This is a genomic window from Neorhizobium phenanthreniclasticum (genome assembly GCF_040066075.1).
GTDB lineage: Bacteria > Pseudomonadota > Alphaproteobacteria > Rhizobiales > Rhizobiaceae > Neorhizobium > Neorhizobium petrolearium.
In genome coordinates this window covers 31,528-54,427 of the sequence record NZ_JBEAAL010000016.1, presented here as the reverse complement: position 1 = coordinate 54,427, position 22,900 = coordinate 31,528, and the positions used below count along the sequence as shown (strand labels likewise).

Here is a 22,900-nt window from a genome sequence, read left to right as displayed (position 1 = left end):
AAAATGCACAGATACTGTTTGCAATTAATTGCAGGTCCCTGCTTGCGTCAACAGCAGTTTTCGAGAACCATGGGGTTGGAACGGCTGCTTGGAGGAGAGCAGCTCACCAATTTTGAACAGACACTTTGGGAAAATCTCCGGGTACTTTCTCTGGGCACACTCTCTGGGAGGAGAAATCATGCGCAAGACACTTCTGACATCTCTGGCTGTCCTTTTTGCAAGCACGGGTCTTGCAAGCAGTATCGCGTTTGCGCAAAGCGCATCCGACGGCAAGGTCAAGATCGGCATCCTGAACGACCAGTCGGGCGTCTATGCGGATTTCGGCGGCAAGTCCTCGGTGGAGGCCGCGAAGATGGCGGTGGAGGATTTCGGCGGCAAGGTGCTCGGCGCTCCGATCGAGATCGTCGATGCCGACCACCAGAACAAGCCCGATATCGCCTCCAATATCGCCCGCCAGTGGTATGATACCGAGCAGGTCGATGCGATCATGGAACTGACGACCTCTTCCGTTGCGCTGGCGGTGCAGGCGATCGGCAAGGAAAAGAAGAAGATCGACATCGTCACCGGCGCGGCGACCACCGACCTCACCGGCAAGCAATGCAGCCCCTACGGCTTCCACTGGGCCTATGACACCCATGCGCTTGCGGTCGGCACCGGCGGCGCGCTCGTCAAGCAGGGCGGCGACACGTGGTTCTTCCTGACCGCCGACTATGCCTTCGGTTACTCGCTGGAACAGCAAACCAGCGACTTCGTCAAGGCGAACGGCGGCAAGGTCGTCGGCGCGGTCCGCCATCCGCTGGCGACGACCGACTTCTCGTCCTTCCTCTTGCAGGCGCAGTCCTCGGGCGCCAAGGTCATCGGTCTTGCCAATGCCGGCCTCGACACTTCGAACGCCATCAAGCAGGCGGCCGAATTCGGCATCACCGCCGGCGGCCAGAACCTTGCCGCGCTCCTCTTCACGCTTGCCGAAGTGCATGGTCTCGGCCTTGAAGCGGCGCAGGGGCTGACGATGACGGAAGGCTATTACTGGAACCTCGACGATCAGAGCCGCGCGTTCGGCAAGAAGTTCTTCGAGCGCACCAAGAAAATGCCGAACATGGTTCATGCCGGCACCTATTCGGCGGTGACGCAGTATCTGAAGGCCATCGAGAAAGCCGGCACGGATGATACGGACGCCGTCGCCAAGGCGCTGCATGAAATGCCGGTCGACGATTTCTTCGCGCGCGGCGGCACGGTTGCCGCGAACGGCCGGATGATCCACGACATGTATCTGCTGCAGGCGAAGAAGCCCGCCGACAGCAAGGAGCCGTGGGACTATTTCAACGTGCTCGCCACGATCCCCGGCAAGGAAGCCTATATGGACCCTGCCAAGAGCGGCTGCGAGCTGGTGAAGTAATGGCTTTCGCCGCGACAGTAACGCATGAAGAGCCGCGGGTGGTGCTTTCCGCCCGCGGCCTCACGAAACACTTCGGCGCCTTCACGGCGGTGAAACAGGTTGATCTCGACGTCCAGCATGCCCGCGTCCACGCGCTGATCGGCCCGAACGGGGCCGGCAAGACGACCGTCTTCAACCTGCTCACCAAGTTCCTGCAGCCGACGGCGGGTTCGATCACGCTGCTCGGCACAGACATCACCAGCACGCCGCCGGACAAGGTGGCGCGCATGGGCCTTGTGCGTTCCTTCCAGATTTCCGCCGTCTTTCCGCATCTTTCGGTGCTCGACAACGTGCGCGTAGCATTGCAGCGGCCGAATGGCCTTTCCACGCAGTTCTGGCTGCCGCTCTCCTCACTGAACCGGCTGAACGCGCGGGCCGATGAACTGATCGAGACCGTCGGTCTCAAACGCGAACGCAATGCGCTCGCTGCCGACCTTTCTTATGGCCGCAAGCGCGTGCTGGAGATCGCCACGACGCTCGCGCTCGATCCGAAGGTCCTGCTGCTCGACGAGCCGATGGCCGGGATGGGGCAGGAGGATATCGGCACGGTCGCCAACATCATCCGCGAGGTGGCGAAGACCCGTGCGGTGCTGATGGTCGAGCACAATCTCTCGGTCGTCGCCGACATCTGCCACCATGTGACCGTGCTCCAGCGCGGCGAAATCCTCGCGGAAGGCGATTACGCGACCGTCAGCCAGGACGAGCGGGTGCGGTTGGCTTACATGGGCTCGGAGGAGGCTTGAGATGACGCCGTTGCTGCAAGTCTCCAACCTCAATGCCTGGTATGGCGAAAGCCATGTGCTGCATGGCGTCGACATGACGGTGGGCGAGGGCGAGACCATCACTATCCTCGGCCGCAACGGCGTCGGCAAGACGACGACGCTCAGGACCATCATGGGCATCATCCGTGAGCGGAAGGGCGAAATCCGCTTTGCCGGCAAGGACATGCTTTCCGTGCCGCTGCACCGCATCGCGCATGCCGGCCTCGGCTTCGTGCCGGAGGAGCGCGGCATCTTCTCGACGCTGACCGTCGAGGAAAACCTGATGCTGCCGCCGGTCGTCGCCGGTGGCGGGATGACGCTCGACGAGATCTACGCGCTTTTCCCGAATCTTCAGGAGCGCCGCTCCAGCCCCGGGACAAAACTCTCCGGCGGCGAGCAGCAGATGCTGGCAATCGCCCGTATCCTGCGCACCGGCGTCAAGCTGCTGATCCTCGACGAACCGACCGAGGGGCTGGCGCCCGTCATCGTCCAGCGTATCGGCGAGGTGCTGAAGCAACTGAAGGAGCGCGGCATGACGGTGCTCCTGGTGGAGCAGAATTTCCGCTTCGCGAGCCGTGTCGCCGATCGCTTCTATCTCATGGAGCATGGTAAGATGGTCGCGGATTTCCCGGTCAAGGAACTCCCCGGCCGCATGGACATGCTGCACAAGGTTCTGGGGGTGTAGGGATGGCGAAGATCGTTAGATATTCTACTCCCAGGACTCCCTCGCAGCCATCTATGGGGTCCGGCCGGTGCAGCATACTCCCAATCTCCCCCCTTGTGGGGGAGATGTCATCGAAGATGACAGAGGGGGGTGGTGCAGCGAACGCGACGGTAGAGATTGAGGCGTCACCCCCCTCTGCCCTGCCGGGCATCTCCCCCACAAGGGGGGAGATCGGCACGCTGCGCTGTCTTCCTCAAATCGCGGCGACATTGCCCAGGAGCCACGCGCCATGACGATGATCTTCGGCATACCGCTGCAGGCCTTTCTCGGGCAGCTCCTGATCGGCCTGATCAACGGTTCGTTCTATGCGCTGCTCAGCCTCGGGCTTGCGGTCATTTTCGGCCTCCTGCGCGTCATCAACTTCGCTCACGGCGCGCAATACATGCTCGGCGCCTTCGTCGCGATGCTCCTGCTCCAATATTTCGGGATCAACTACTGGTTCGCGCTGGTCCTCGGTCCGCTGATCGTCGGCCTGTTCGGGGCGTTGATCGAACGGACGATGCTGTCCAGGCTCTACAAGCTCGATCCGCTTTACGGACTGCTCTTCACCTTCGGGCTGGCGCTGACGATCGAGGGCACGTTCCGCTATCTCTATGGTGCGGCCGGCCAGCCCTATTCGGTGCCGTCGCAACTTGCCGGCGGCACGAATCTCGGCTTCATGTTCCTGCCGATCTATCGCGGCTGGGTGGTGGTCGTGTCGCTCGTCGCCTGCATCGGCACCTGGCTGCTGATCGAGAAGACCAAGCTCGGTTCGTATCTGCGCGCGGCCACCGAGAACACGGTGCTGGTGCAGGCCTTCGGCGTCAACGTGCCGATGCTGCTGACCCTCACCTACGGGTTCGGCGCTGCGCTCGCCGCATTTGCCGGGGTGCTTGCCGCACCGATCTACCAGGTCTCGCCGTTGATGGGCTCGAACATCATCATCGTCGTCTTCGCGGTGGTCGTGGTCGGCGGCATGGGCTCGATCATGGGCGCCATCCTGACCGGCTACATGCTCGGCATCGCGGAGGGTTTGACCAAGGTGTTCTATCCGGAGGCCTCGAACATCGTCATCTTCGTCATCATGGCGATCGTGCTTCTCCTGAGGCCAGCCGGCCTCTTCGGACGGGATGCGTAACATGACCGACCTTACTCAAAGCAGCGTCAAACGGCAGCCCGAACGGTCGGCCACGGCCTCGATGACCTATGCGGCCTTCCTGATCGCGGGGCTCGCCTTTCTCATCGTGGCGCCGGCCTTCTTCTATCCGATCTTCCTGATGAAGCTTTTATGCTTCGCGCTGTTCGCCTGCGCCTTCAACCTGCTGCTCGGCTATACGGGGCTCTTGTCCTTCGGCCATGCGACCTTCTTCGGGGGCGCCGCCTATTTCACCGCCCATGCGGTGAAGGAATGGGGCTTTCCGCCGGAACTCGGCGTCTTGACCGGCGTCGTCGGCGCAGCACTGCTCGGCCTCGTCATGGGCTATGTGGCGATCCGCCGGCAGGGCATCTATTTCGCGATGATCACGCTGGCGCTGTCGCAGATGTTCTTCTTCTTCTGCCTCCAGGCGGGGTTCACACAGGGCGAGGACGGCATCCAGTCCGTGCCGCGCGGCCATCTCTTCGGCTTCATCGACCTCAGCCAGTCAAGCAACATGTATTACTTCGTGCTGGCGGTGTTCCTGATCGGCATGGTGGTCATTTGGCGTTTCATCAACTCGCCCTTCGGCATGATCCTGAAGTCGATCCGCGAGAACGAGGCGCGCGCCACCTCGCTCGGCTATTCCGTCGCGCGCTACAAGCTAGGCGCCTTCGTCATGTCGGCGGCGCTGGCCGGACTTGCCGGCGGATTGAAGGCGCTGGTCTTCCAGTTCGCGACGCTGACGGACGTCGCCTGGCAGATGTCCGGCGAGGTGATCCTCATGACGCTGCTCGGCGGCATCGGCACGCTGATCGGCCCGATCTTCGGCGCTGGCCTGGTCGTCACGCTGCAGAACTATCTGGCGACGTCGGAATTCCCGGTGACGATCATCACCGGCGTCGTCTTCATGGTCTGCGTCCTCGTCTTCCGGCGGGGCATCATAGGAGAATTCTACGCCTCCCGGCTCGGCCGGAAGCTCGGTTTCGAGCATCGGCGGTGAACGGTCAAAGCCATGGAAAATTACGATTACATTGTCATCGGTGCGGGCAGCGCCGGCTGCGTCCTGGCCAACCGCCTCTCGAAGGACCCGGATAACCGCGTCCTGATCATCGAAGCCGGCGGTAACGACAATTACCACTGGGTGCATATTCCCGTCGGTTATCTCTACTGCATCAACAATCCGCGCACCGACTGGTGCTTTACCACCGAGAAGGAAGAAGGCCTCAATGGCCGTTCGCTTTCCTACCCGCGCGGGAAAATCCTCGGTGGCTGCTCCTCGATCAACGGCATGATCTACATGCGCGGCCAGGCGCGCGACTACGACCTCTGGCGGCAGATGGGTTGCACCGGCTGGGGCTGGGACGATGTCCTGCCGATCTTCAGGAAATCGGAGGATTTCTACAAGGGCGCCGACGAGATGCACGGCGCCGGCGGCGAATGGCGGATCGAAAAGGCCCGCGTCCGCTGGGCGGTACTCGACGCCTTCCAGAAGGCGGCGGAGGAGGCCGGAATCCCGATCATCGACGACTTCAACTGCGGCAATAACGAGGGCTCCAGTTATTTCGACGTCAACCAGCGTTCCGGCATCCGCTGGAATGCGTCGAAGGCCTTCCTCAAGCCCGCGATGAAGCGGCCGAACCTCACCGTGCTGACCAAGGCGCATGTGCGCCGCCTGATCATCGAGAACGGCGAGGTGAAGGGTGTCGAATTCCAGCACGACGGCGTGACGAAGAAAGCCCATGCGAGGAAGGAAACCGTGCTCAGCGCCGGGGCGATCGGTAGCCCGCATATCCTCGAGCTCTCCGGCGTCGGCCGCGGCGAGGTGCTGCAAAAGGCGGGCGTCGAGGTCGTCAAGGAAGTGAAGGGCGTCGGTGAGAACCTGCAGGACCATCTGCAATTGCGCATGGTCTACAAGGTCACCGGCGTTCCGACGCTCAACGAAAAGGCGTCGAGCCTGATCGGCAAGGCGGCGATCGGGCTGGAATATGCATTCAAGCGCTCCGGGCCGATGTCCATGGCGCCGAGCCAGCTCGGCATCTTTACGAAATCAGGTCCGGACAGGGAGACGCCGGATCTCGAATACCATGTCCAGCCCGTCTCGCTCGACAAGTTCGGCGATCCCGTCCATGCCTTCCCGGCCATGACCGCGAGTGTGTGCAACCTGCGTCCTGAAAGCCGCGGCTCGGTGCATCTCAAGAGCCCGGATTTCGCAGCCGCCCCCGGCATCCATCCGAATTATCTCTCGACTGCCGGCGACCGGGACATCGCGGTGAGGGCGGTCCGGCTCACCCGCGAGATCGTCAAGAAGCCCGCCTTCGCGCGTTATCATCCGGAAGAATACAAGCCCGGCCCGTCCTTCGAGACCGATGCCGATCTCGAAAAGGCGGCGGGCGATATCGGTACGACGATCTTCCACCCGGTCGGCACGGCGCGCATGGGCGCCGATCCGGAAAGCGTGGTCGATCCGCGTCTGAAAATGCGCGCGCTCGGAAAACTTCGTATCGCCGATGCCTCGATCATGCCCAATATAACATCCGGAAACACCAATTCGCCGACGATCATGATCGCCGAAAAGGCGGCGGAGATGATCCTGGCGGACAACCGTTAAACCGGAGATGCGCATGTCCGATACCGCCATTCAGAGTGATGAAGTCCTTCTCGACCACGTTGGTTCGGCGGCCGTCATCCGGCTCAACCGTCCAAAGGCCCTGAACAGCCTGAACCTTGCCATGGTGCGGGACATGAAGGCGGCGATGGAGCGTTTCGCCGGCGATCCGGCGATCTCCTGCGTCATCGTGAAAGGCGAGGGGGAACGGGGGCTTTGCGCCGGCGGCGATATCCGCGTCATCCACGAGATGGGCAGGACGGATGATCCCGAAGTGACGCGCTTCTGGCGGGAGGAATTCCCGCTCAACTACATGATCTCCCATTATTCCAAACCCTATGTGGCGCTGATGGACGGTATCGTCATGGGCGGCGGCGTCGGCATTTCTTCGCATGGAAAACACCGCATCGTGACGGAACGGACGCGGCTTGCCATGCCGGAGACCGGCATCGGTTATGTGCCGGATGTCGGCGCCACCTGGCTTTTGCCGCACGCGCCGGGCGAGACCGGCACATGGATGGCGCTGACGGGCGAGACGGTCGGCGCGGCGGACGCCATCCATGCCAATCTCGCAGACGCCTGCGTTCCGTCCGAGCGCCTGGAGGGGCTGGTCGAGGCCCTGGGCGAGCTCAAGGGAAGTGCCTCCGATGAACAGGCGCGGGCGGTGATCGATCGTTTTGCGGTCGCGCCGGGCGAGGGGCAGTTCGCCGCCCATCGCGACCTGATCGACCGCACCTTCCGCTTCGATAGAGTGGAGGAAATCGTCGCGGCCCTGGAAAAGGAAGAGGGCGAGTTTGCCGTCAGGACGCGCGAGATCATCTCGAAACGCTCCCCGACAAGCCTCAAGCTGGCCCTGCGGCTGCTGCGGCTCGGACGCGCAAGTTCGAGCCTTGTCGAATGCCTGGAACGGGAGTTCACTGCCGGCGTGGAAATCCTGCACAACCACGACTTCTACGAGGGCGTGCGGGCCGCGATCATCGACAAGGACCGCAATCCGAAATGGCGGCCGGCGACGCTCGAAGAGGTGAGCGAGGCGGACCTCGACCGTTATTTCGCCGTGCGGCATCCGGTGTTGTTTGCGGACCACAGGCTCTGAGAAATACAGGAACGGGAGGAAGACATGACCAAGATCGCATTTATTGGCCTCGGAAACATGGGCGGGCCGATGGCCGCCAATCTGGTGAAGGCGGGTCATGAGGTGCATGGCTTCGACCTCTCGGATGCCTCGCTGAAGGCGGCTGCCGGCGCAGGCGTCAAGGGCGCTGCGACGCTTGCGGAAGCCGTTCACGATGCCGAATGCGTCATCACCATGCTGCCGAAGGGAGAGCATGTCATCGCGGTCTGGACGGACCTTACGACGCTCGTCCCCGAAGGAACGCTTGTCATCGATTGCTCGACGATCGACGTGGAAAGCGCCCGCAAGGCACACAAGCTCGCGGAGGTGATGAACTGCATCTCGCTGGATGCGCCGGTTTCCGGCGGCACCGGGGGCGCTGCGGCCGGCACGCTGACCTTCATGGTCGGCGGTTCTCAAAAGGCGTTCGCGTCGGGCAAGCCTATCCTCGAGGCCATGGGCAAGAAGATCGTCCATTGCGGCGAGGCGGGAGCCGGGCAGGCTGCCAAGATCTGCAACAACATGATCCTCGGCATTTCGATGATCGGCGTCTGCGAGGCCTTCGGGCTTGCCGAAAAGCTCGGCCTCTCGCACCAGGCGCTGTTCGATGTTGCCTCCACGTCATCGGGACAATGCTGGTCGCTCACCACCTATTGCCCGGTACCCGGTCCGGTGCCGGCCTCGCCCGCCAACAACGATTACAAACCGGGTTTCGCCGCGGCGCTGATGCTGAAGGACCTGACGCTGTCGCAGCAGGCGGCAAGGCAATCGGGTGCCGCAACGCCGCTCGGGAGCCATGCGGCCGAGCTTTATGCGGAGTTCGAGAAGGCCGGCCACGGCGGAGACGATTTTTCCGCGATCATCCGGATGCTGCGGGAGAAGGCGAGCGCTTGAGTTTTTCCGGAAACACCTTCGCCCACGCAGGCAGAGCCGGCATGGTTGGGAACGGGGCAGGCAGTGGCATTGGGTTTGGGAGGTAGGATTTTCTGCCTGCCCCGGCCGTTTCGGTTATCTTTCGAGAGTTGTCAGTTCCCGTCCAATCGTCTTCCACGACCATCACCGGAAACCGAGCCTTGACCCGTGAAGCTGGAGCCGGCTCGCGAACCCGGTTCCCATCCGATGACGTGAGGATTATCGCGCCGGTTTTGCTGGCGGGGACAAACGGCACGGGCCGTTCGATCCAAGTCGTTGATGGACAGACGGTTTATTTTTCGAAGACGCCGAATCATCCCCGCAGGCGATCCGCCCGGCGGGGCTTTGTTTGCGTTTGTTTGTCCCGAGCGATGGGAGTAAGATTCATACCCCCTGGCCGACCGGCCATGGACCTGTGATGGAGGAGAACATGGGTCGCAAATTCATCGATTGCCGCGAATTTCCGAGCGAAATGAAATGCACCGTAGCCATGTCGGCTGACAGCACCGACGAGCTTGTCGACGTCGCGGTCCAGCACGCCGTTTCCGTGCATGGTCGTCAGGACACGCCGGAGTTCCGCACGGAGATCAGGAAAGCCATCCACGACCTGGAAGCCCCGCGCAGCGTCGCGTGACGGGTGCTTGATGGAGGGTCCCCAGCGTTCATGGCACTGCCTTCTCGGGAGGGGAGGCGGCGTAATCCCGATGGTGAGCGAAAAGCTTTGCCAAACAGGGGCGAAAATGGACGAAATTTCTAAAGGGATGCGCAAGCGGGGTCCCCGGTTCCTCGCGATCCGGCACGCCAGCCGGTAGTTTCAGCGGAACAATCAAACACCGGAGACTTGCATGAACCGCCTCCTGATCCTCGGCACCGCGTTTGCCGCGCTTTTCGTCACGCCTGCACTGGCGCAGGAGCCGAACAAGCTTCTCAACGCCTCCTACGATATCGCCCGCGAGATCTTCGCAGCCGAAAACGAGGCCTTCATCAAGAGCCATCCGGGCGTCATCATCGACCAGTCGCATGCCGGTACCTCGAAGCAGGCCCGTTCGATCGTCGAAGGTCTCGAAGCCGATGTGGTGACCTTCAACCAGGTCACGGATGTCGAGTTTCTGGTGAAGCAGGGCTTCGTTTCCGCGGACTGGCAGAAGGAATTCCCGAACAACGCCTCGCCCTTCTATTCCTTCCCCTCCTTCCTGGTGCGCGCCGGCAATCCGAAGAACATCAAGGACTGGAGCGACCTTGCCCGCGACGACGTGCACGCCGTCTTCCCCAACCCGAAGACCTCCGGCAATGCGCGCTACACCTATCTCGCGGCCTATGCCTGGGCCAAGGAGGCCTATGGCGGCGACGAGGAGAAGATCGAGGCGTTCATCACCAAGATCTTCGACAACGTGCCCGTCTTCGATACCGGCGGCCGCGCCGCGACCACGACCTTCGTGGAGCGCGAGACCGGCGACGTGCTGATCACCTTCGAGGCGGAAACCCGCAGCATCGTCAAGCAATACGGCGCCGACAAGGTCGAGAGCGTCATTCCCTCGGTCAGCCTGCTTGCGGAATTCCCGGTCGCGGTGGTCGACAAGGTCGCCAAGAAGCACGGCTCCGAAGTGCTTGCGAAATCCTATCTGGATTTCCTCTATTCCGAGGACGGCCAGCGGATCGCGGCGGAGTTCGGCCATCGCGTCCACAACGACAAGGTCGTCTCCGAGTTCAAGGACGAGTTCCCGGAAATCCGCCTCGTCAATGTCGACGACGTGTTCGGCGGCTGGAGCAAGATCCAGACGGAGCATTTCTCTTCCGGCGGCACTCTCGACAAGCTTTACGGCAGTCGCTAATCCCACATCGGACCGGTTTCCTCCTGCCCGGCGGGCTTTGATCCGCCGGGTTTTGCCGTGAAAAAGGAATAGCAGTTTGAGACGCAATGTCCTGCCCGGATTGCCGCTCTCGCTGGGCGTGACCCTCACCTATGTCGGCCTGATCGTGGTCCTGCCGCTTGTCGCGCTTGCGTTCAAGGCGGCAAGTCTTGGGCCGGAGGACTACTGGCGGATCGCTTCGTCGTCGCGGGCGCTCGCCAGCTATCGGGTCACGGTGCTTTCGGCGCTCGCCGCCACCGCGTTCAATCTGGTGTTCGGCCTGGCGCTCGCCTGGGTGCTGACGCGCTACCGCTTTCCGGGGTGGCGGATCGTCGACGCCATGGTGGATCTCCCTTTCGCGCTGCCGACGGCGGTTGCCGGCATTGCGCTGACCGCGCTGTTTTCCACCAATGGCTGGTTCGGTTCCGTGCTTGCCGGGTTCGGCATCAAGGTCGCCTATACGCCGCTCGGCATCATGATCGCCATGTGCTTCACGTCGCTGCCCTTCATCGTCCGCACCGTGCAGCCGGTGCTGGAGGACCTCGACCCGGCGCTGGAGGAAGCGGCTCAATCGCTCGGCGGCTCCGACTGGGAAATCTTCCGCAAGGTCATCCTGCCGCTTTTGACGCCTGCGCTTCTGGCGGGCGTGTCCCTCTCGTTTGCCCGTTCGCTCGGCGAGTTCGGGGCGATCATCTTCATCGCCGGCAACCAGCCGATGTCGACGGAGATCACCGCGCTCCTGATCTTCATCCGGCTGGAGGAATACGACTACCAGGCGGCAGCCGCGATCGCCTCCGTCCTGCTTCTGACCGCCTTCTTCATGCTCGCCGTCACCAACTGGATGCAGGCGCGGGCGCTGCGCTATACGGTGAGGAACTGACCATGAGTGTCATCGCTACCCGTCGCAAACCGCCGCGCATCGGAGACGGACCGGTTTTCCGCCGCAGCCTGATCGGCGTCGTGCTCGTCCTCGTCGCCATTCTCATCCTCGCGCCGCTCGTCATCATCGGCGTCGAGGCCTTTTCGAAAGGCTGGCAGGTCTATCGCGACACGATCGCCCATCCCGACACGCGGCATGCGATCATGCTCACGGTGCTGACCGCGCTCGTCGCCGTGCCGGTCAACACCGCCTTCGGCATCGCGGCGGCCTGGGCGATCACCAAGTTCGATTTTTGGGGCAGGCGCTTCCTGCTCGTGGTGATCGAAATCCCGTTCTCGATCTCGCCGATCGTCGCCGGTGTCGCCTATCTGTTCGTCTACGGGCTGCAGGGCATTTTCGGCCCGGTGCTGGATGCCTACGGGATCAAGATCCTGTTCGCGATCCCCGGCATCATCCTGGCGTCGATGTTCGTCACGGCGCCCTTCGTCGCCCGCGAACTCATCCCGCTCATGCAGGCGCAGGGCCGCGACCTGGAGGAGGCCGCCACCTCGCTCGGGGCGTCGGGCTGGCGCACCTTCTTCGCGGTGACGCTGCCGAACGTCAAATGGGCGCTGCTTTACGGCGTCGTGCTCTGCAATGCCCGCGTCATGGGCGAGTTCGGCGCGGTCTCGGTCGTTTCGGGCAATATCCGCGGCCAGACCAACACGCTGCCGCTCCATATCGAACTGCTCTATCACGATTACCAGGCGGCGGGCGCCTTCGCTTCCGCCTCCATTCTGGCGCTCATCGCCGTCTTCACCATCATCGCCAAGGTGGCGCTGGAACGCCAGGGGGCCGGCCGCGTCCGCCCAAGGGCGCCGGAAGCCGCCAATGCCGCGGAGAAAGCCTCATGAAAATCCGCCTCGACCACGTGGTCAAAACCTTCGAGACTTTTCGCGCCGTCAGGGATGTCTCTCTGGAGATCGAAAGCGGCGAGCTCGTCGCGCTGCTCGGGCCGTCCGGTTCCGGCAAGACGACCATCCTGCGCATGGTCGCGGGCCTCGAATATGCCGATGGCGGCCACATCTATTTCGGCGAGCAGGACGCGACGGACATTCCCGTGCGTGACCGCGGCGTCGGCTTCGTCTTCCAGCACTATGCGCTCTTCCCGCATATGACGGTTGCGCAAAACATCGCATTCGGCATGAAGGTCTCGAAGGTGAAGCGCGGACAGGCGGCGATCGATGCCCGTGTCGGCGAGCTTTTGCGTCTCGTGCGCCTCGAAGGCCTCGGCGACCGGTTTCCGGCGCAGATTTCCGGCGGCCAGCGACAGCGCGTGGCGCTCGCCCGCGCGCTTGCGGTCGATCCGAAGGTGCTGCTGCTCGACGAACCGTTCGGCGCGCTCGATGCCAATGTCCGCCGCGACCTGCGCCGCTGGTTGCGCGAAATCCATTCCGAGCTTGGGATCACCACGCTTTTCGTCACCCATGACCAGGAAGAGGCGCTCGACCTTGCCGACCGGGTCGTCATCCTGAAGGATGGGCATATCGTCCAGCAGGGCACGCCGGAGGAAGTCTGCCGCGATCCGAAATCGGCATTCGTCATGAAGTTCCTGGGTGATGCGAACGTGATCTCTGCCGAGGTGCGCGACGGCAAGGCCTATGCCAGCGGCGCGGCGATCGAGGTTTCCGGCCTGGCGGACGGCAAGGCGGAACTCTACGCCCGTCCGGCCGATCTCGACTGGTCACTGCAGGGGCCGGGCATTCCGGCCAGCATCAGCCGCGTGCTGGACCGCCCTGGTGGCCGGCGGGTGCTGGCGACCACCGAGGCCGGCGAGCATCTGGAATTCGACGTCGAGCCGGAGCGCCTCGTGAAGGCGGGCGATGGGGGCTTCGTGACCCTCAGGCGGGCGAAGGTGTTCGCGATCGGTTGAGCTTTGGGCTGAGGGGGGTGTCGCGGGCAATGAAGCAAAAAGGGACAGCGATACGAACCGCTGTCCCTTGGATTTCAAACAACCAACTTAAGTCTCAGCTCATCTGGGAAACGAGGCGGGTTTCCAGATAGGCTTCGACGGCTTCCGAACCACCCTCGGTGCCGTAGCCGGAGTCCTTGATGCCGCCGAAGGGTACTTCCGGCAGGGCAAGGCCGTTGTGGTTGATGGTCAGCATGCCGGCCTCCATCTGGCGGCCGAGCGCGTGGGCCGTCTTCACCGAGCTGGTGAAGGCATAGGATGCAAGGCCGAAGGGCAGGCGGTTCGCCTCTTCGATCGCGTCGTCGAAATGCGAGAAACGGTTGACGATGGCAAGCGGGCCGAACGGCTCGTCGTTCATCACCTTGGCGGAGGTCGGCACGTCGGCGAGCACGGTCGGCTCGAAGAAATAACCCTTGTTGCCGATGCGCTTGCCGCCGGTCTTGAGTTCTGCACCCTTCGATACGGCGTCATGGATCATGTCTTCCATGGCCGGGATGCGGCGGTCGTTGGCAAGCGGGCCCATGGTGACGCCTTCTTCAAGGCCGTTGCCGACCTTGATCGACCGGGCATACTTGATGAGGCCCTCGGTGAACCTGTCGGCGATGCCGTCCTGCACCAGGAAGCGGGTCGGCGCGACGCAGACCTGGCCGGCATTGCGGAACTTTGCCGCCGCCGTCACCTCGATCGCCTTTTCGAGATCGGCGTCGTCGAAGATGATCGCCGGCGCATGGCCGCCGAGTTCCATCGTGGCGCGCTTCATGTGCTTGCCGGCGAGTGCAGCGAGATGCTTGCCGACCGGCGTCGAGCCCGTGAACGAGATCTTGCGGATCACCGGATGCGGGATCAGGTATTCGGAAATCTCGGCCGGAATGCCGTAGACGAGGTTGACGACGCCCGCCGGAACGCCGGCATCGACGAAGGCGCGAATGAGTTCGGCAGGCGAGGCCGGGGTTTCTTCCGGCGCCTTGACGATGATCGAGCAGCCTGTGGCGAGCGCTGCGGAGAGCTTGCGGACGATCTGGTTGATCGGAAAATTCCAGGGCGTGAAGGCGGCGACCGGGCCGACCGGCATCTTGATCGCCATCTGAGCCACGCCGCTGAAGCGGGCCGGGATGATCTGGCCATAGGTGCGGCGGGCTTCCTCGGCGAACCAGTCGATCGTGTCGGCGCCGCCCATCACTTCCATCTTCGCCTGGGCGAGCGGCTTGCCCTGTTCGCGGGTCATCATGAAGGCGATCTCATCAACGCGCGAGCGCATGATGTCGGCGGCCTTGCGCATCAGCTTGGAACGCTCGAAGGCGGCGGTGTCACGCCAGATCTTGAAGCCCTTATCGGCCGCTTCCAGCGCAAGATCGAGGTCCGCCTTGCGTGCATGGGCGATCTTGCCGATCACCTCTTCGGTCGCGGGATCGATGACCGGAATGGTCTCGCCGCCGATGGCATCGCGCCATTCGCCGTTGATGAAGAGCTTGACGTCGGGATAGGTCTGCATGGGGTCCACTTTCGTTCCAAAAAAAGGGCGGGCGTTCTAAAAAGGGCGGGGCGATCAGGGAAAATCGCCGGCAGAGATACGGAGAATTCGCCAGCCTGACCTAAGATAATTGACGGCCACAATCAACGGCGACCTTCAATAAAGTCATACTAAAGATAGGGTGGTGTGCAGGCGCTCACCACCTCGCAGCGTTCGGTGCCGACGTTGCGGTAGCGGTGCGGCAGGCGGCTGTCGAAGAGATAGGCGTCTCCCTTCTTGAGGATGCGTGTCTGGCTGCCGACGGTCAGTTCAAGCTCGCCGGCCACCACCACGCCGCCTTCCTCTGCATCATGCTGGAGCATGGTCTCGCCGCTGTCGGCGCCGGGTTCGTAGAACTCATGGAAAATCTGCACGCTGTGGGATTTCGCGTCGCCCACCTGCAGAAGCGTCAACGTGCCGGTGGAAAGCGGAACCAATTCATCGGCGCGATAAAAGATCTGGTCGACCGGCGGCAGGGTCAGCGCGAAGAAATCGGTCAGCGGATAGGAGATCGATTCAAGAATCTTCTTCAGCGAGGCGACCGAAGGGCTCACCTTGTTCTTCTCGATCAGCGAGACGAGCGAATGGGTGACGCCCGCCTTCATCGCCAATGCCCGCTGGGAAAGCCCATGCTGATGGCGCACCAGGCGCAACCGTTCACCGACGTTGAAACCGCCATCGGCGTCTTCCGCCGTCTTCTCCATGGCGTGCATTCTTTCGAGCGACCTTTATCTCATTCGTGCACTGTCCCTGATGGGACCTGACCTCACTGATACACCGAAGGCGGAAATTTCTCCAATGACGAAAAACGGCGTGGGGTGTGAGGGGATTTAAGTTTTTTCGGCTGGATGTCGGATCGCCGAAGGCCCCGGCGTCTTTAGGGTATGGTCGTGACTGACGACCTCGTCACGAGGACTAAAAGGGAGAAATGCAATGGCAAAGAACACGATCTGCGTATGGTACGACAAGGATGCCGAGGAGGCTGCCCGCTTCTATGCCGGGATTTTTCCGCATAGCGCCGTCGGCGCGATAATCCTCGCGCCCGGCGATTACCCGGACGGCAAGCAGGGAGACGTGCTCGTCGTGGAATTCACCGTCGCGGGCGTTGCTTGCATCGGGCTGAACGGCGGTCCGGTCTTCAAGCACAACGAAGCCTTTTCCTTCCAGATTTCGACCGAAGACCAGGAGGAGACCGACCGATACTGGAACGCCATTGTCGGCAATGGCGGTCAGGAGAGCGAATGCGGCTGGTGCAAGGATAAATGGGGCATCTCCTGGCAGATCACGCCCCGCGTTCTCATGGAGGCGCTTGTGGCCGGCGGCGGCGAGGCGAAACGTGCCTTCGATGCGATGATGACCATGAAGAAGATCGATGTCGCGGCAATCGAGGCCGCGCGGCGGGGGTAGGTAAACGCCCCCACAAGCTTCGGATCGTTGCCGGCTGGCGAGGTCAGCCGGCGCTTGCCGTTTTCGAGACAGGTGCGGGAAGGAGGGTATCGGGCATGATTACCGTATATGGCGAAGGGAGAGGGTTCCGGGTCGTCTGGCTGCTGGAGGAAATGGGCCTGCCGTACCGGCTGAGGCCGGTGGACCTGATCGCCGGCGTCGAGCATGACGCGGAATTTCTGGCGATCAATCCCGCCGGGTTCATCCCGGCACTTCAGGACGGCGACGTCATCATGGTCGAGTCGATTGCGATCATGGAATATCTGATGGCCCGCTACGGGCCGACGCCGCTTGCGCCGCAACCATCCGATCCCGCCTTCCCGTCGTACCAGCAGTTCCTTCACCTGGGCGAAGCGGGGCTGGCGGCTTCCATGTACTTCGTCTCCGGTGCCCGCAATCTCGCGCCGGAGGCCGAGCGGCAGAACTGGAGTGCCGGCCAGGCGCTATCCGTGTTCGAGAGCCGGCTGGGACTGGTGACGCGACAGCTTGCGCATTCGCCCTATCTTGCCGGCGAAACATTCACGGCGGCGGACATTTCGGTGACCTATGCACTGGAATTTGCCCGCAGGACTGTCGGCTTTGCCTTTGGCGAGGCTGAACGCGCTTATGTTGCACGAACCACCGGCCGCGAGGCCTACAGGCAGGCGATGGATGTCTGTGCGGACACGAAGGCGTGGGACAAAAAAGTGTCGAGGCTTTGAAACTCAAGGAGAAATTCGATGGAAAAGAGAGTGAGTGACCGCCGCACGGCGGTCGAACGGAGGTCCGAACGCGAACTCGTCGTGACGCGCACCTTCAACGGTCCGGTTCGCCTCGTGTTCGATGCGTGGACCACGCCCGAATTGTTCAAGCTGTGGTGGGCACCGAAATCCAGCGGCGTACCGCTTCTTTCCTGCGAGATGGATGTCCGCACCGGCGGCGGCTATAGCGTCACGTTCGGACAGGATGCCGAAAACTCCATGACGTTCTTCGGCAAATATCTCGAAGTGTCGCCGCCTTCACGCCTCGTCTGGACCAATGACGAAAGCGAAGAGGGCTCCGTCACCACGGTCACCTTCGAGGAAGAGGATGGCAAGACGCTGCTGGTCCTTCACGAACTCTATCCTTCCAAGGAGGCGCGCGACGAATCCTGCGCCGGCATGGAAGGCGCGATGCCTGAACAGTTCGGTCAGCTGGATGAACTTCTCGTCACCCTGGGCGCGGACGTGTGAACCAGCGACTGTCGCTTCGCCGAGGCGCAGAAACATGGAAGGCCCGGCACGCTGGGAGCTGCCGGTCCTTCAGACTGCTGACAAACATCTCGGCGTGCAGGACGTCATCCTCGGGCTTGTCCCGAGGATCTGCCGTCGCTTGCCAAGCTATTGTTTATATTTATGTAATTTCGGGAATATAGACGTGGTCAGATGCTCGGGACAAGCCCGAGCATGACGAAAGAGGAATTGCCGCCTTTGTCCGCAGTCTGAGTCCGGCGCGCTGGGAGCTGCCGGTCTGCCGAAGCGGCGAACGCGTCTACTCAGAAAAACGCTTGGATGCCGGTCTGGGCGCGGCCGAGGATCAGCGCATGGACGTCATGCGTGCCTTCGTAGGTGTTGACCGTTTCCAGGTTCTGCGCATGGCGCATGACATGGAATTCGATCTGGATGCCGTTGCCGCCGTGCATGTCGCGGGCCTGGCGGGCGATGTCCAGCGCCTTGCCGCAATTGTTGCGCTTGACGATGGAGATCATCTCCGGCGCCATCCTGTGCTCGTCCATCAGCCGGCCGACGCGCAGCGACGCCTGGAGGCCGAGCGCAATCTCCGTCTGCATGTCGGCAAGTTTCTTCTGGTAGAGCTGCATGCCGGCAAGCGGCTTGCCGAACTGCTTGCGGTCAAGGCCGTACTGGCGGGCGCGGAACCAGCAGTCTTCCGCCGCCCCCATCACACCCCAGGAAATGCCGTAGCGGGCGCGGTTGAGGCAGCCGAAGGGTCCCTTGAGGCCCGAGACGCCGGGCAGCATGGCGTCTTCCGAAACCTCGACGCCGTCCAGCACGATCTCGCCGGTGATCGAGGCGCGCAGCGACAGCTTGCCACCGATCTTCGGCGCGGAAAGACCCTTCATGCCCTTTTCCAGCACGAAGCCGCGGATTTCGTTGTTATGGGCTTCGGACTTCGCCCAGACGACGAAGACGTCGGCGATCGGCGCGTTGGAAATCCACATCTTCGAGCCGCGCAGGCGGTAACCGCCCTCGATCTTCTCGGCGCGGGTCTTCATGCCGCCCGGATCGGAGCCGGCGTCCGGCTCGGTCAGGCCGAAACAGCCGATCAACTCGCCGGAGACGAGGCCGGGCAGGTACTTCTTCTTCTGATCGTCGGAGCCGTAGGCATAGATCGGGTAGATGACCAGCGAGGACTGAACGCTCATCATCGAGCGATAGCCGGAATCGATCCGTTCGATCTCGCGGGCAACGAGGCCATAGGCGACATAGGAAGCATTGGCGGCGCCGTATTCCTCCGGCAGTGTGACGCCGAGCAGGCCCGTCTGACCCATCAGGCGGAAGAGTTCGGGTTCGGTCGTCTCTTCGAGATAGGCTTCCTGGACGCGCGGCAGGAGTTCGGACTTGGCGAAGGCGGCGGCCGCGTCGCGGATCATCCGTTCCTCGTCGGTCAACTGGTCTTCAAGCAGAAAGGGATCATTCCAGGAAAAAGCCAAGGGTCTCACTCCAATTTCAAGTTTGAAAGAATTATCGCCGCGCGGCCGCGAAGAGCAAGCACCGTTTACTCATCCGGCCATGATCTATAGTAATAACGCCATGGTCAGCCTCTCGCGAAAACTGCTTCCCTCCACCTCCGCGCTTGCGGCTTTCGATTCCGTCGCGAGGCTCGGCAGCTTCTCGGCCGCGGCAGAAGAGCTGTCGCTGACGCAAGGGGCGATCAGCCGGCAGGTTTCCGGGCTGGAGGAGCAGCTTGGCGTGCTGCTGTTCGACCGCACGAGCAGAGGCGTCATGTTGACGCCCGCCGGCGAGGAATACGCCAAGGCGGTCGCCGGCGCGCTGACACAGATCCGCTCGGCTTCGCTGCAGGTCATGACAAAACGGCATAGTGACCAGTTGAACCTCGCCATCCTGCCGACTTTCGGGACCCGCTGGCTGATGCCGCGCATCCCGCAATTCGTCGCCCGGCACCCGGAGATCACCATCAATTTCGCGACCCGCATCGGCGTCTTCGATTTCGACCGCGACGGCATCGACATGGCGATCCATATCGGGCCCATGGGTGAAAAAGGGCCGGACTGGCCGGGGGCGGAATGCACATTCCTTATGGAGGAGATGGTGGCGCCTGTCTGCTCTCCCGCCTTCCTCAAGGCGCACCCCATCATCAGGGGGGAGGACCTTTTGCGCCTGCCGCTCTTGCACATGGCGTCGCGGCCGGGCGCTTGGAGCCACTGGTTCGAGAGCCTCGGGGTTACCGGCACGCCGTCGCAGGGCATGCGGTTCGAGCAGTTCGGCAACGTCGCGCAGGCCTGTATCGCGGGGCTCGGCGTGGCGCTGATGCCGCTCTTCCTGATCGATTCGGAACTCGCGAGCGGCCAATTGGTCGAGGCCTTTCCGCATCAGGTCAGGAGCCCCAGCGCCTATTATGCCGTCGCGCCGCTCAGCAAGACGGGGTTTCGCCCGGTGGTGGCCTTTCGGGCCTGGTTGCTGGAAGAGGTCGGGCGGTATCGGGAGAACGAAGAGGTGGTGGGGTGGTAGGAGGTTTTGGCATCTTAATCTCTCCCCTTGTGGGAGAGAAAGCGATTTCAACATCTTAGCTTCAGCTAAGTGTTAGAAATCGCAAGTGAGGGGGTATTTCGCAGCCAATCCCCTCACCAACAAAATCTACGACTTAGCTGAAGCTAAGATCGTGATTTTGTAACCTCTCCCGCAAGGGGAGAGGTAAACCTGCCGCACCGTTTCAGCTAAAGCTCCGGCCTTCTATCCAACCATTCCGTCACCTTCTCATAGGCCAGCGCCACCTCCAGCACGGCCCTGTCGGCGCGGGGGCGGCCGATGATCTGGATGCCGTTTGGCAGGCCGTTTGAGCTGAAGCCGGCCGGCATGGCGGCGACGGGCAGGCCGGCCATCGAGGCCGGGATCACCACCTCCATCCAGCGGTGATAGGTGTCCATTTTCCGGCCGGCGATTTCCTTGGGCCAATGAATGTCCGCATCGAAGGGGAAGACCTGGGCGGAGGGCAGGATCAGGTAGTCGTATCGCTCGAAGAGCGTCAGCAGATACTGATACCAGGCGCTGCGGCGTTTCGAGGCGAAATGCACCTCGCGCCCCGTCATGTCGAGGCCGCGCTCAATTTCCCAGACGATCTCCGGTTTCATCAAGGCCCACTTGGCGGGGTCGTCGTAGTTGTCGCGCATGCCATTGGCTGCGAGCCAGCTTCTGAGCGTCGTCCATGAGCGCCAGACGTCGGCCATGTCGAAATCCGGCACCACGTCTTCGACCTTGCAGCCGATGCGCTCGAAGACCGGCAGCGTCGCGCGGCAGAGTTCCAGCACGCCGGGCTCGAAGGGCAGGTAGCTGCCGAGGTCGCCGAGCCAGGCGATGCGGGCGCCGGAGAAATCGCGGTCTTCCCGGGGAACCAGATCCTCGACGGCGAGCGAATGCGGGTCGCGCGGATCGTAGCCCGCCTGCGTGGCGAGAAGGGCTGCGGCATCGCGCACCGTGCGGCCCATCGGCCCGAGCACCGAAAGCTGGCCCATGAAGAGTTCGAGCTTGAGCGATGAGGGGATGCGGCCATAGCTCGGGCGGAAGCCGACGACGTTGTTGAAGGCGGCGGGGTTGCGCAGCGATCCCATCATGTCGCTGCCGTCAGCCACCGGCAGAAGATGGGCGGCGAGAGCCGCCGCCGCGCCGCCGCTCGATCCGCCGGCGGTTTTCGTCAGGTCGTAGGGGTTCTTCGTCGTGCCGTGGACCGGGTTGTAGCTCTGTGAGCCGAGCCCCTGTTCCGGCGTATTGGTCTTGCCGATGATGATTGCGCCGGCGGCCCGGATGCGCTCGACCATCACCTCGTCCTTGTCCGGCACGAAATCGGCGAAGAGCGGGGAACCGTAGGTGCAGCGGATGCCCTTCACCTCGCAAAGGTCCTTGATGGCGATCGGAAGCCCGTGCATCCAGCCGCGCGATTTGCCGGCAGCAAGCTCGGTGTCACAGACCTCGGCCTCGGCAAGCAAGGCATCGGCATCGCGCAGGCTGACGATGGCATTGACCTTCGGATTGAGCCTTGCGATGCGCGCCAGATAGGCCTTCATGACCTCTACACAGGATACTTGCCCGTCGTGGATCGCTTTGGACAGGTCAGTGGCGGAAAGTCCGGTGATGTCTTCGACCTGCATTTGCCCTCTCCCGATCGTCGAACCCGGATTTCCACTGGTGGGGAGGGCGAAGTCAAGGCAAGATATGGGGATATCGATCGCCTGGCGGCCAGAAGCGACTCGACAAAGCAACTTGATCAAAGTATCTTGCTTAAACGTTTAAGCAAGGCGTTTTATGGCAATCAACCGGACCGGACCGAATATGAATGCGATCGCAGCCGCCCTCGGGGTGTCGGCGGCGACCGTGTCCAATGCGCTTTCGGGCAAGGGCAGGGTATCACCGGAACTGGTGGAAAAGGTGCGGGCCAAGGCGGCCGAGCTCGGCTATGTGCCAAGTCTTGCGGCCCGGGCATTACGCACCGGCCGCACCGGGGTTCTCGGCCTTGTGCTGCCGGATATCGCCAATCCGCTTTTCCCGCAGATCGCCCAGGCGATCGAGAATGCCGCCTCGAATGCCGGCTACGGCGTGCTGATCGCCGACTCCCGCGGCGACATCGCGATGCAGACGGAGGCGATCGCCCGGCTTCTGGAGCGCGGCGTCGACGGCATGGTGATCGTGCCCCGGCGCGGCACGCGTATCGCCGATGTCGGCTGTCCGGTCGCCGTCATCGATACGCCGTCCACGCCCGGCAATACCGTTGCCGCCGACCATTGGGGCGGCGGCGTGCAGATGGGGCGGCATCTTGCCGCGCTCGGCCATCGCAAGGTCCTGCTGATCGGCACGAACACGTCCTCCAATGTGCAGAACGACCGGATCGGCGGGTTGAAGGCCGGGTTCGGTGCCGGCATCGAATGCGAGACGCTGTGGATCGAGAAGGTCGAAGCGGTCGCGGGAGAAGGCTGTCCGCTCGGGCTTGCGGAAAAGGCCGCAACCGGCTTCACTGCCTTTGCGGCCGTCTCGGACCTTTCGGCGCTCCGGGCGCTGACCGAGCTACAGCGCGCCGGGATCGGAGTGCCGGAAATGGTGAGCGTCACCGGTTTCGACGACCTTATCTGGTCCCCCGTCGTCACGCCCGCGCTCACCACCATACGCATGGACATGGCCACGATCGCCGATCTTGCCGTTGCCGCCTTGATCCGGGTCATCTCGCAGGACGGCGAGGCCGAACCCGCAGCGTCCGGTAACGTTGCGTCGGAAACGGACCGGGTGCCGATGCAGCTCATCGTGCGCCAGTCTACTGGCGCACCGAATTCGCATGCCCTTCAACCATCCAACAAGCCGACAGCAGGAGAACTCAAATCATGAAAAAGGTC

At 62.7% G+C, this 22,900-nt stretch carries 22 protein-coding genes; 18 read left to right on the top strand and 4 right to left on the bottom strand.

Going from position 1 to position 22,900, the window contains the following annotated elements:
• The first annotated feature begins 178 nt into the window (after positions 1-178).
• From ABK249_RS19645 to ABK249_RS19585, 13 genes are all read left to right on the top strand, one after another.
• Positions 179-1,396 carry an ABC transporter substrate-binding protein gene (locus ABK249_RS19645; protein WP_037154701.1) on the top strand — a complete coding sequence of 406 codons (1,218 nt, stop codon included), beginning with the start codon at positions 179-181 and terminating at the stop codon, positions 1,394-1,396.
• Positions 1,396-2,178, top strand: a complete 783-nt coding sequence (locus ABK249_RS19640) for an ABC transporter ATP-binding protein (protein ID WP_227703882.1) — start codon at positions 1,396-1,398, stop codon at positions 2,176-2,178. The genes ABK249_RS19645 and ABK249_RS19640 overlap by 1 nt, the downstream gene beginning before the upstream one ends.
• Position 2,179: 1 nt before the next feature.
• Positions 2,180-2,881, top strand: a complete 702-nt coding sequence (locus ABK249_RS19635; protein WP_227703881.1) for an ABC transporter ATP-binding protein — start codon at positions 2,180-2,182, stop codon at positions 2,879-2,881.
• Between the two features lie 268 nt (positions 2,882-3,149).
• Entirely contained in the window at positions 3,150-4,037 is an 888-nt protein-coding gene (locus ABK249_RS19630; RefSeq protein ID WP_227703880.1) for a branched-chain amino acid ABC transporter permease, read from the top strand.
• A gap of 1 nt (position 4,038) precedes the next feature.
• Positions 4,039-5,037, top strand: coding sequence for a branched-chain amino acid ABC transporter permease (locus ABK249_RS19625; protein WP_037154688.1), 999 nt, complete (start codon positions 4,039-4,041; stop codon positions 5,035-5,037).
• 12 nt (positions 5,038-5,049) lie between these two features.
• The gene (locus tag ABK249_RS19620; RefSeq protein ID WP_227703879.1) at positions 5,050-6,645 is read left to right on the top strand and encodes a GMC family oxidoreductase; all 1,596 of its coding nucleotides are present in this window, start codon (positions 5,050-5,052) and stop codon (positions 6,643-6,645) included.
• Between the two features lie 13 nt (positions 6,646-6,658).
• Positions 6,659-7,738, top strand: coding sequence for an enoyl-CoA hydratase/isomerase family protein (locus tag ABK249_RS19615; protein WP_227703878.1), 1,080 nt, complete (start codon positions 6,659-6,661; stop codon positions 7,736-7,738).
• 24 nt (positions 7,739-7,762) lie between these two features.
• Positions 7,763-8,650 carry a 3-hydroxyisobutyrate dehydrogenase gene (gene mmsB, locus ABK249_RS19610; protein ID WP_227703877.1) on the top strand — a complete coding sequence of 296 codons (888 nt, stop codon included), beginning with the start codon at positions 7,763-7,765 and terminating at the stop codon, positions 8,648-8,650.
• Positions 8,651-9,098: 448 nt separating this feature from the next.
• Entirely contained in the window at positions 9,099-9,302 is a 204-nt protein-coding gene (locus tag ABK249_RS19605) for a DUF1059 domain-containing protein (protein ID WP_227703876.1), read from the top strand.
• 211 nt (positions 9,303-9,513) lie between these two features.
• The gene (cysP, locus tag ABK249_RS19600) at positions 9,514-10,500 is read left to right on the top strand and encodes a thiosulfate ABC transporter substrate-binding protein CysP (protein WP_227703875.1); all 987 of its coding nucleotides are present in this window, start codon (positions 9,514-9,516) and stop codon (positions 10,498-10,500) included.
• A 76-nt stretch (positions 10,501-10,576) separates the two neighbouring features.
• On the top strand, positions 10,577-11,398 hold the full coding sequence (gene cysT / locus ABK249_RS19595) for a sulfate ABC transporter permease subunit CysT (RefSeq protein WP_348863718.1): 822 nt from the start codon (positions 10,577-10,579) through the stop codon (positions 11,396-11,398).
• Between the two features lie 2 nt (positions 11,399-11,400).
• Positions 11,401-12,291: a sulfate ABC transporter permease subunit CysW gene (gene cysW / locus ABK249_RS19590; protein WP_037154674.1), complete on the top strand. Its 891-nt coding sequence runs from the start codon at positions 11,401-11,403 to the stop codon at positions 12,289-12,291.
• Complete coding sequence (locus ABK249_RS19585) at positions 12,288-13,310, top strand: sulfate/molybdate ABC transporter ATP-binding protein (protein ID WP_037154672.1); 1,023 nt, start codon at positions 12,288-12,290, stop codon at positions 13,308-13,310. The genes cysW and ABK249_RS19585 overlap by 4 nt, the downstream gene beginning before the upstream one ends.
• Positions 13,311-13,404: 94 nt before the next feature.
• On the opposite strand, the gene ABK249_RS19580 is transcribed toward ABK249_RS19585, so the two are convergent.
• Together ABK249_RS19580 and ABK249_RS19575 are read right to left on the bottom strand one after the other, a co-directional pair.
• Positions 13,405-14,841: an NAD-dependent succinate-semialdehyde dehydrogenase gene (locus ABK249_RS19580; protein WP_227703873.1), complete on the bottom strand. Its 1,437-nt coding sequence runs from the start codon at positions 14,839-14,841 to the stop codon at positions 13,405-13,407.
• 149 nt (positions 14,842-14,990) lie between these two features.
• The gene (locus ABK249_RS19575; RefSeq protein WP_052183011.1) at positions 14,991-15,572 is read right to left on the bottom strand and encodes a cupin domain-containing protein; all 582 of its coding nucleotides are present in this window, start codon (positions 15,570-15,572) and stop codon (positions 14,991-14,993) included.
• 220 nt (positions 15,573-15,792) lie between these two features.
• Between ABK249_RS19575 and ABK249_RS19570 the strand changes: the two genes are divergently transcribed.
• The 3 genes from ABK249_RS19570 (at position 15,793) to ABK249_RS19560 (ending at position 17,516) form a co-directional block, all read left to right on the top strand.
• Complete coding sequence (locus tag ABK249_RS19570; protein WP_227703872.1) at positions 15,793-16,266, top strand: VOC family protein; 474 nt, start codon at positions 15,793-15,795, stop codon at positions 16,264-16,266.
• Between the two features lie 95 nt (positions 16,267-16,361).
• Entirely contained in the window at positions 16,362-17,006 is a 645-nt protein-coding gene (locus ABK249_RS19565) for a glutathione S-transferase family protein (RefSeq protein WP_227703871.1), read from the top strand.
• An 18-nt stretch (positions 17,007-17,024) separates the two neighbouring features.
• Positions 17,025-17,516, top strand: a complete 492-nt coding sequence (locus ABK249_RS19560; protein WP_227703870.1) for an SRPBCC family protein — start codon at positions 17,025-17,027, stop codon at positions 17,514-17,516.
• Between the two features lie 302 nt (positions 17,517-17,818).
• Here the strand turns inward: ABK249_RS19560 and ABK249_RS19555 are convergent, their stop codons facing one another.
• On the bottom strand, positions 17,819-18,994 hold the full coding sequence (locus tag ABK249_RS19555) for an acyl-CoA dehydrogenase (RefSeq protein ID WP_265105704.1): 1,176 nt from the start codon (positions 18,992-18,994) through the stop codon (positions 17,819-17,821).
• Between the two features lie 100 nt (positions 18,995-19,094).
• Here ABK249_RS19555 and ABK249_RS19550 point away from each other — a divergent pair, with 100 nt between their 5' ends.
• Positions 19,095-20,033, top strand: coding sequence for a LysR family transcriptional regulator (locus tag ABK249_RS19550; protein WP_227705202.1), 939 nt, complete (start codon positions 19,095-19,097; stop codon positions 20,031-20,033).
• A gap of 206 nt (positions 20,034-20,239) precedes the next feature.
• Here the strand turns inward: ABK249_RS19550 and ABK249_RS19545 are convergent, their stop codons facing one another.
• Positions 20,240-21,667: an amidase gene (locus ABK249_RS19545; protein ID WP_227703868.1), complete on the bottom strand. Its 1,428-nt coding sequence runs from the start codon at positions 21,665-21,667 to the stop codon at positions 20,240-20,242.
• Positions 21,668-21,821: 154 nt separating this feature from the next.
• Here ABK249_RS19545 and ABK249_RS19540 point away from each other — a divergent pair, with 154 nt between their 5' ends.
• Complete coding sequence (locus ABK249_RS19540; protein WP_227703867.1) at positions 21,822-22,892, top strand: LacI family DNA-binding transcriptional regulator; 1,071 nt, start codon at positions 21,822-21,824, stop codon at positions 22,890-22,892.
• The last annotated feature ends 8 nt before the right edge of the window (positions 22,893-22,900 follow it).

Bases quoted from the DNA above. Each gene is read 5' to 3' on its own strand.
- ABK249_RS19645 (WP_037154701.1), top strand. From the start codon at position 179: ATGCGCAAGACACTTCTGACATCTCTGGCTGTCCTTTTTGCAAGCACG.
- ABK249_RS19640 (WP_227703882.1), top strand. From the start codon at position 1,396: ATGGCTTTCGCCGCGACAGTAACGCATGAAGAGCCGCGGGTGGTGCTT.
- ABK249_RS19635 (WP_227703881.1), top strand. From the start codon at position 2,180: ATGACGCCGTTGCTGCAAGTCTCCAACCTCAATGCCTGGTATGGCGAA.
- ABK249_RS19630 (WP_227703880.1), top strand. From the start codon at position 3,150: ATGACGATGATCTTCGGCATACCGCTGCAGGCCTTTCTCGGGCAGCTC.
- ABK249_RS19625 (WP_037154688.1), top strand. From the start codon at position 4,039: ATGACCGACCTTACTCAAAGCAGCGTCAAACGGCAGCCCGAACGGTCG.
- ABK249_RS19620 (WP_227703879.1), top strand. From the start codon at position 5,050: ATGGAAAATTACGATTACATTGTCATCGGTGCGGGCAGCGCCGGCTGC.
- ABK249_RS19615 (WP_227703878.1), top strand. From the start codon at position 6,659: ATGTCCGATACCGCCATTCAGAGTGATGAAGTCCTTCTCGACCACGTT.
- mmsB (WP_227703877.1), top strand. From the start codon at position 7,763: ATGACCAAGATCGCATTTATTGGCCTCGGAAACATGGGCGGGCCGATG.
- ABK249_RS19605 (WP_227703876.1), top strand. From the start codon at position 9,099: ATGGGTCGCAAATTCATCGATTGCCGCGAATTTCCGAGCGAAATGAAA.
- cysP (WP_227703875.1), top strand. From the start codon at position 9,514: ATGAACCGCCTCCTGATCCTCGGCACCGCGTTTGCCGCGCTTTTCGTC.
- cysW (WP_037154674.1), top strand. From the start codon at position 11,401: ATGAGTGTCATCGCTACCCGTCGCAAACCGCCGCGCATCGGAGACGGA.
- ABK249_RS19585 (WP_037154672.1), top strand. From the start codon at position 12,288: ATGAAAATCCGCCTCGACCACGTGGTCAAAACCTTCGAGACTTTTCGC.
- ABK249_RS19580 (WP_227703873.1), bottom strand. From the start codon at position 14,841: ATGCAGACCTATCCCGACGTCAAGCTCTTCATCAACGGCGAATGGCGC.
- ABK249_RS19575 (WP_052183011.1), bottom strand. From the start codon at position 15,572: ATGCACGCCATGGAGAAGACGGCGGAAGACGCCGATGGCGGTTTCAAC.
- ABK249_RS19570 (WP_227703872.1), top strand. From the start codon at position 15,793: ATGGCAAAGAACACGATCTGCGTATGGTACGACAAGGATGCCGAGGAG.
- ABK249_RS19565 (WP_227703871.1), top strand. From the start codon at position 16,362: ATGATTACCGTATATGGCGAAGGGAGAGGGTTCCGGGTCGTCTGGCTG.
- ABK249_RS19560 (WP_227703870.1), top strand. From the start codon at position 17,025: ATGGAAAAGAGAGTGAGTGACCGCCGCACGGCGGTCGAACGGAGGTCC.
- ABK249_RS19550 (WP_227705202.1), top strand. From the start codon at position 19,095: ATGGTCAGCCTCTCGCGAAAACTGCTTCCCTCCACCTCCGCGCTTGCG.
- ABK249_RS19545 (WP_227703868.1), bottom strand. From the start codon at position 21,667: ATGCAGGTCGAAGACATCACCGGACTTTCCGCCACTGACCTGTCCAAA.
- ABK249_RS19540 (WP_227703867.1), top strand. From the start codon at position 21,822: ATGGCAATCAACCGGACCGGACCGAATATGAATGCGATCGCAGCCGCC.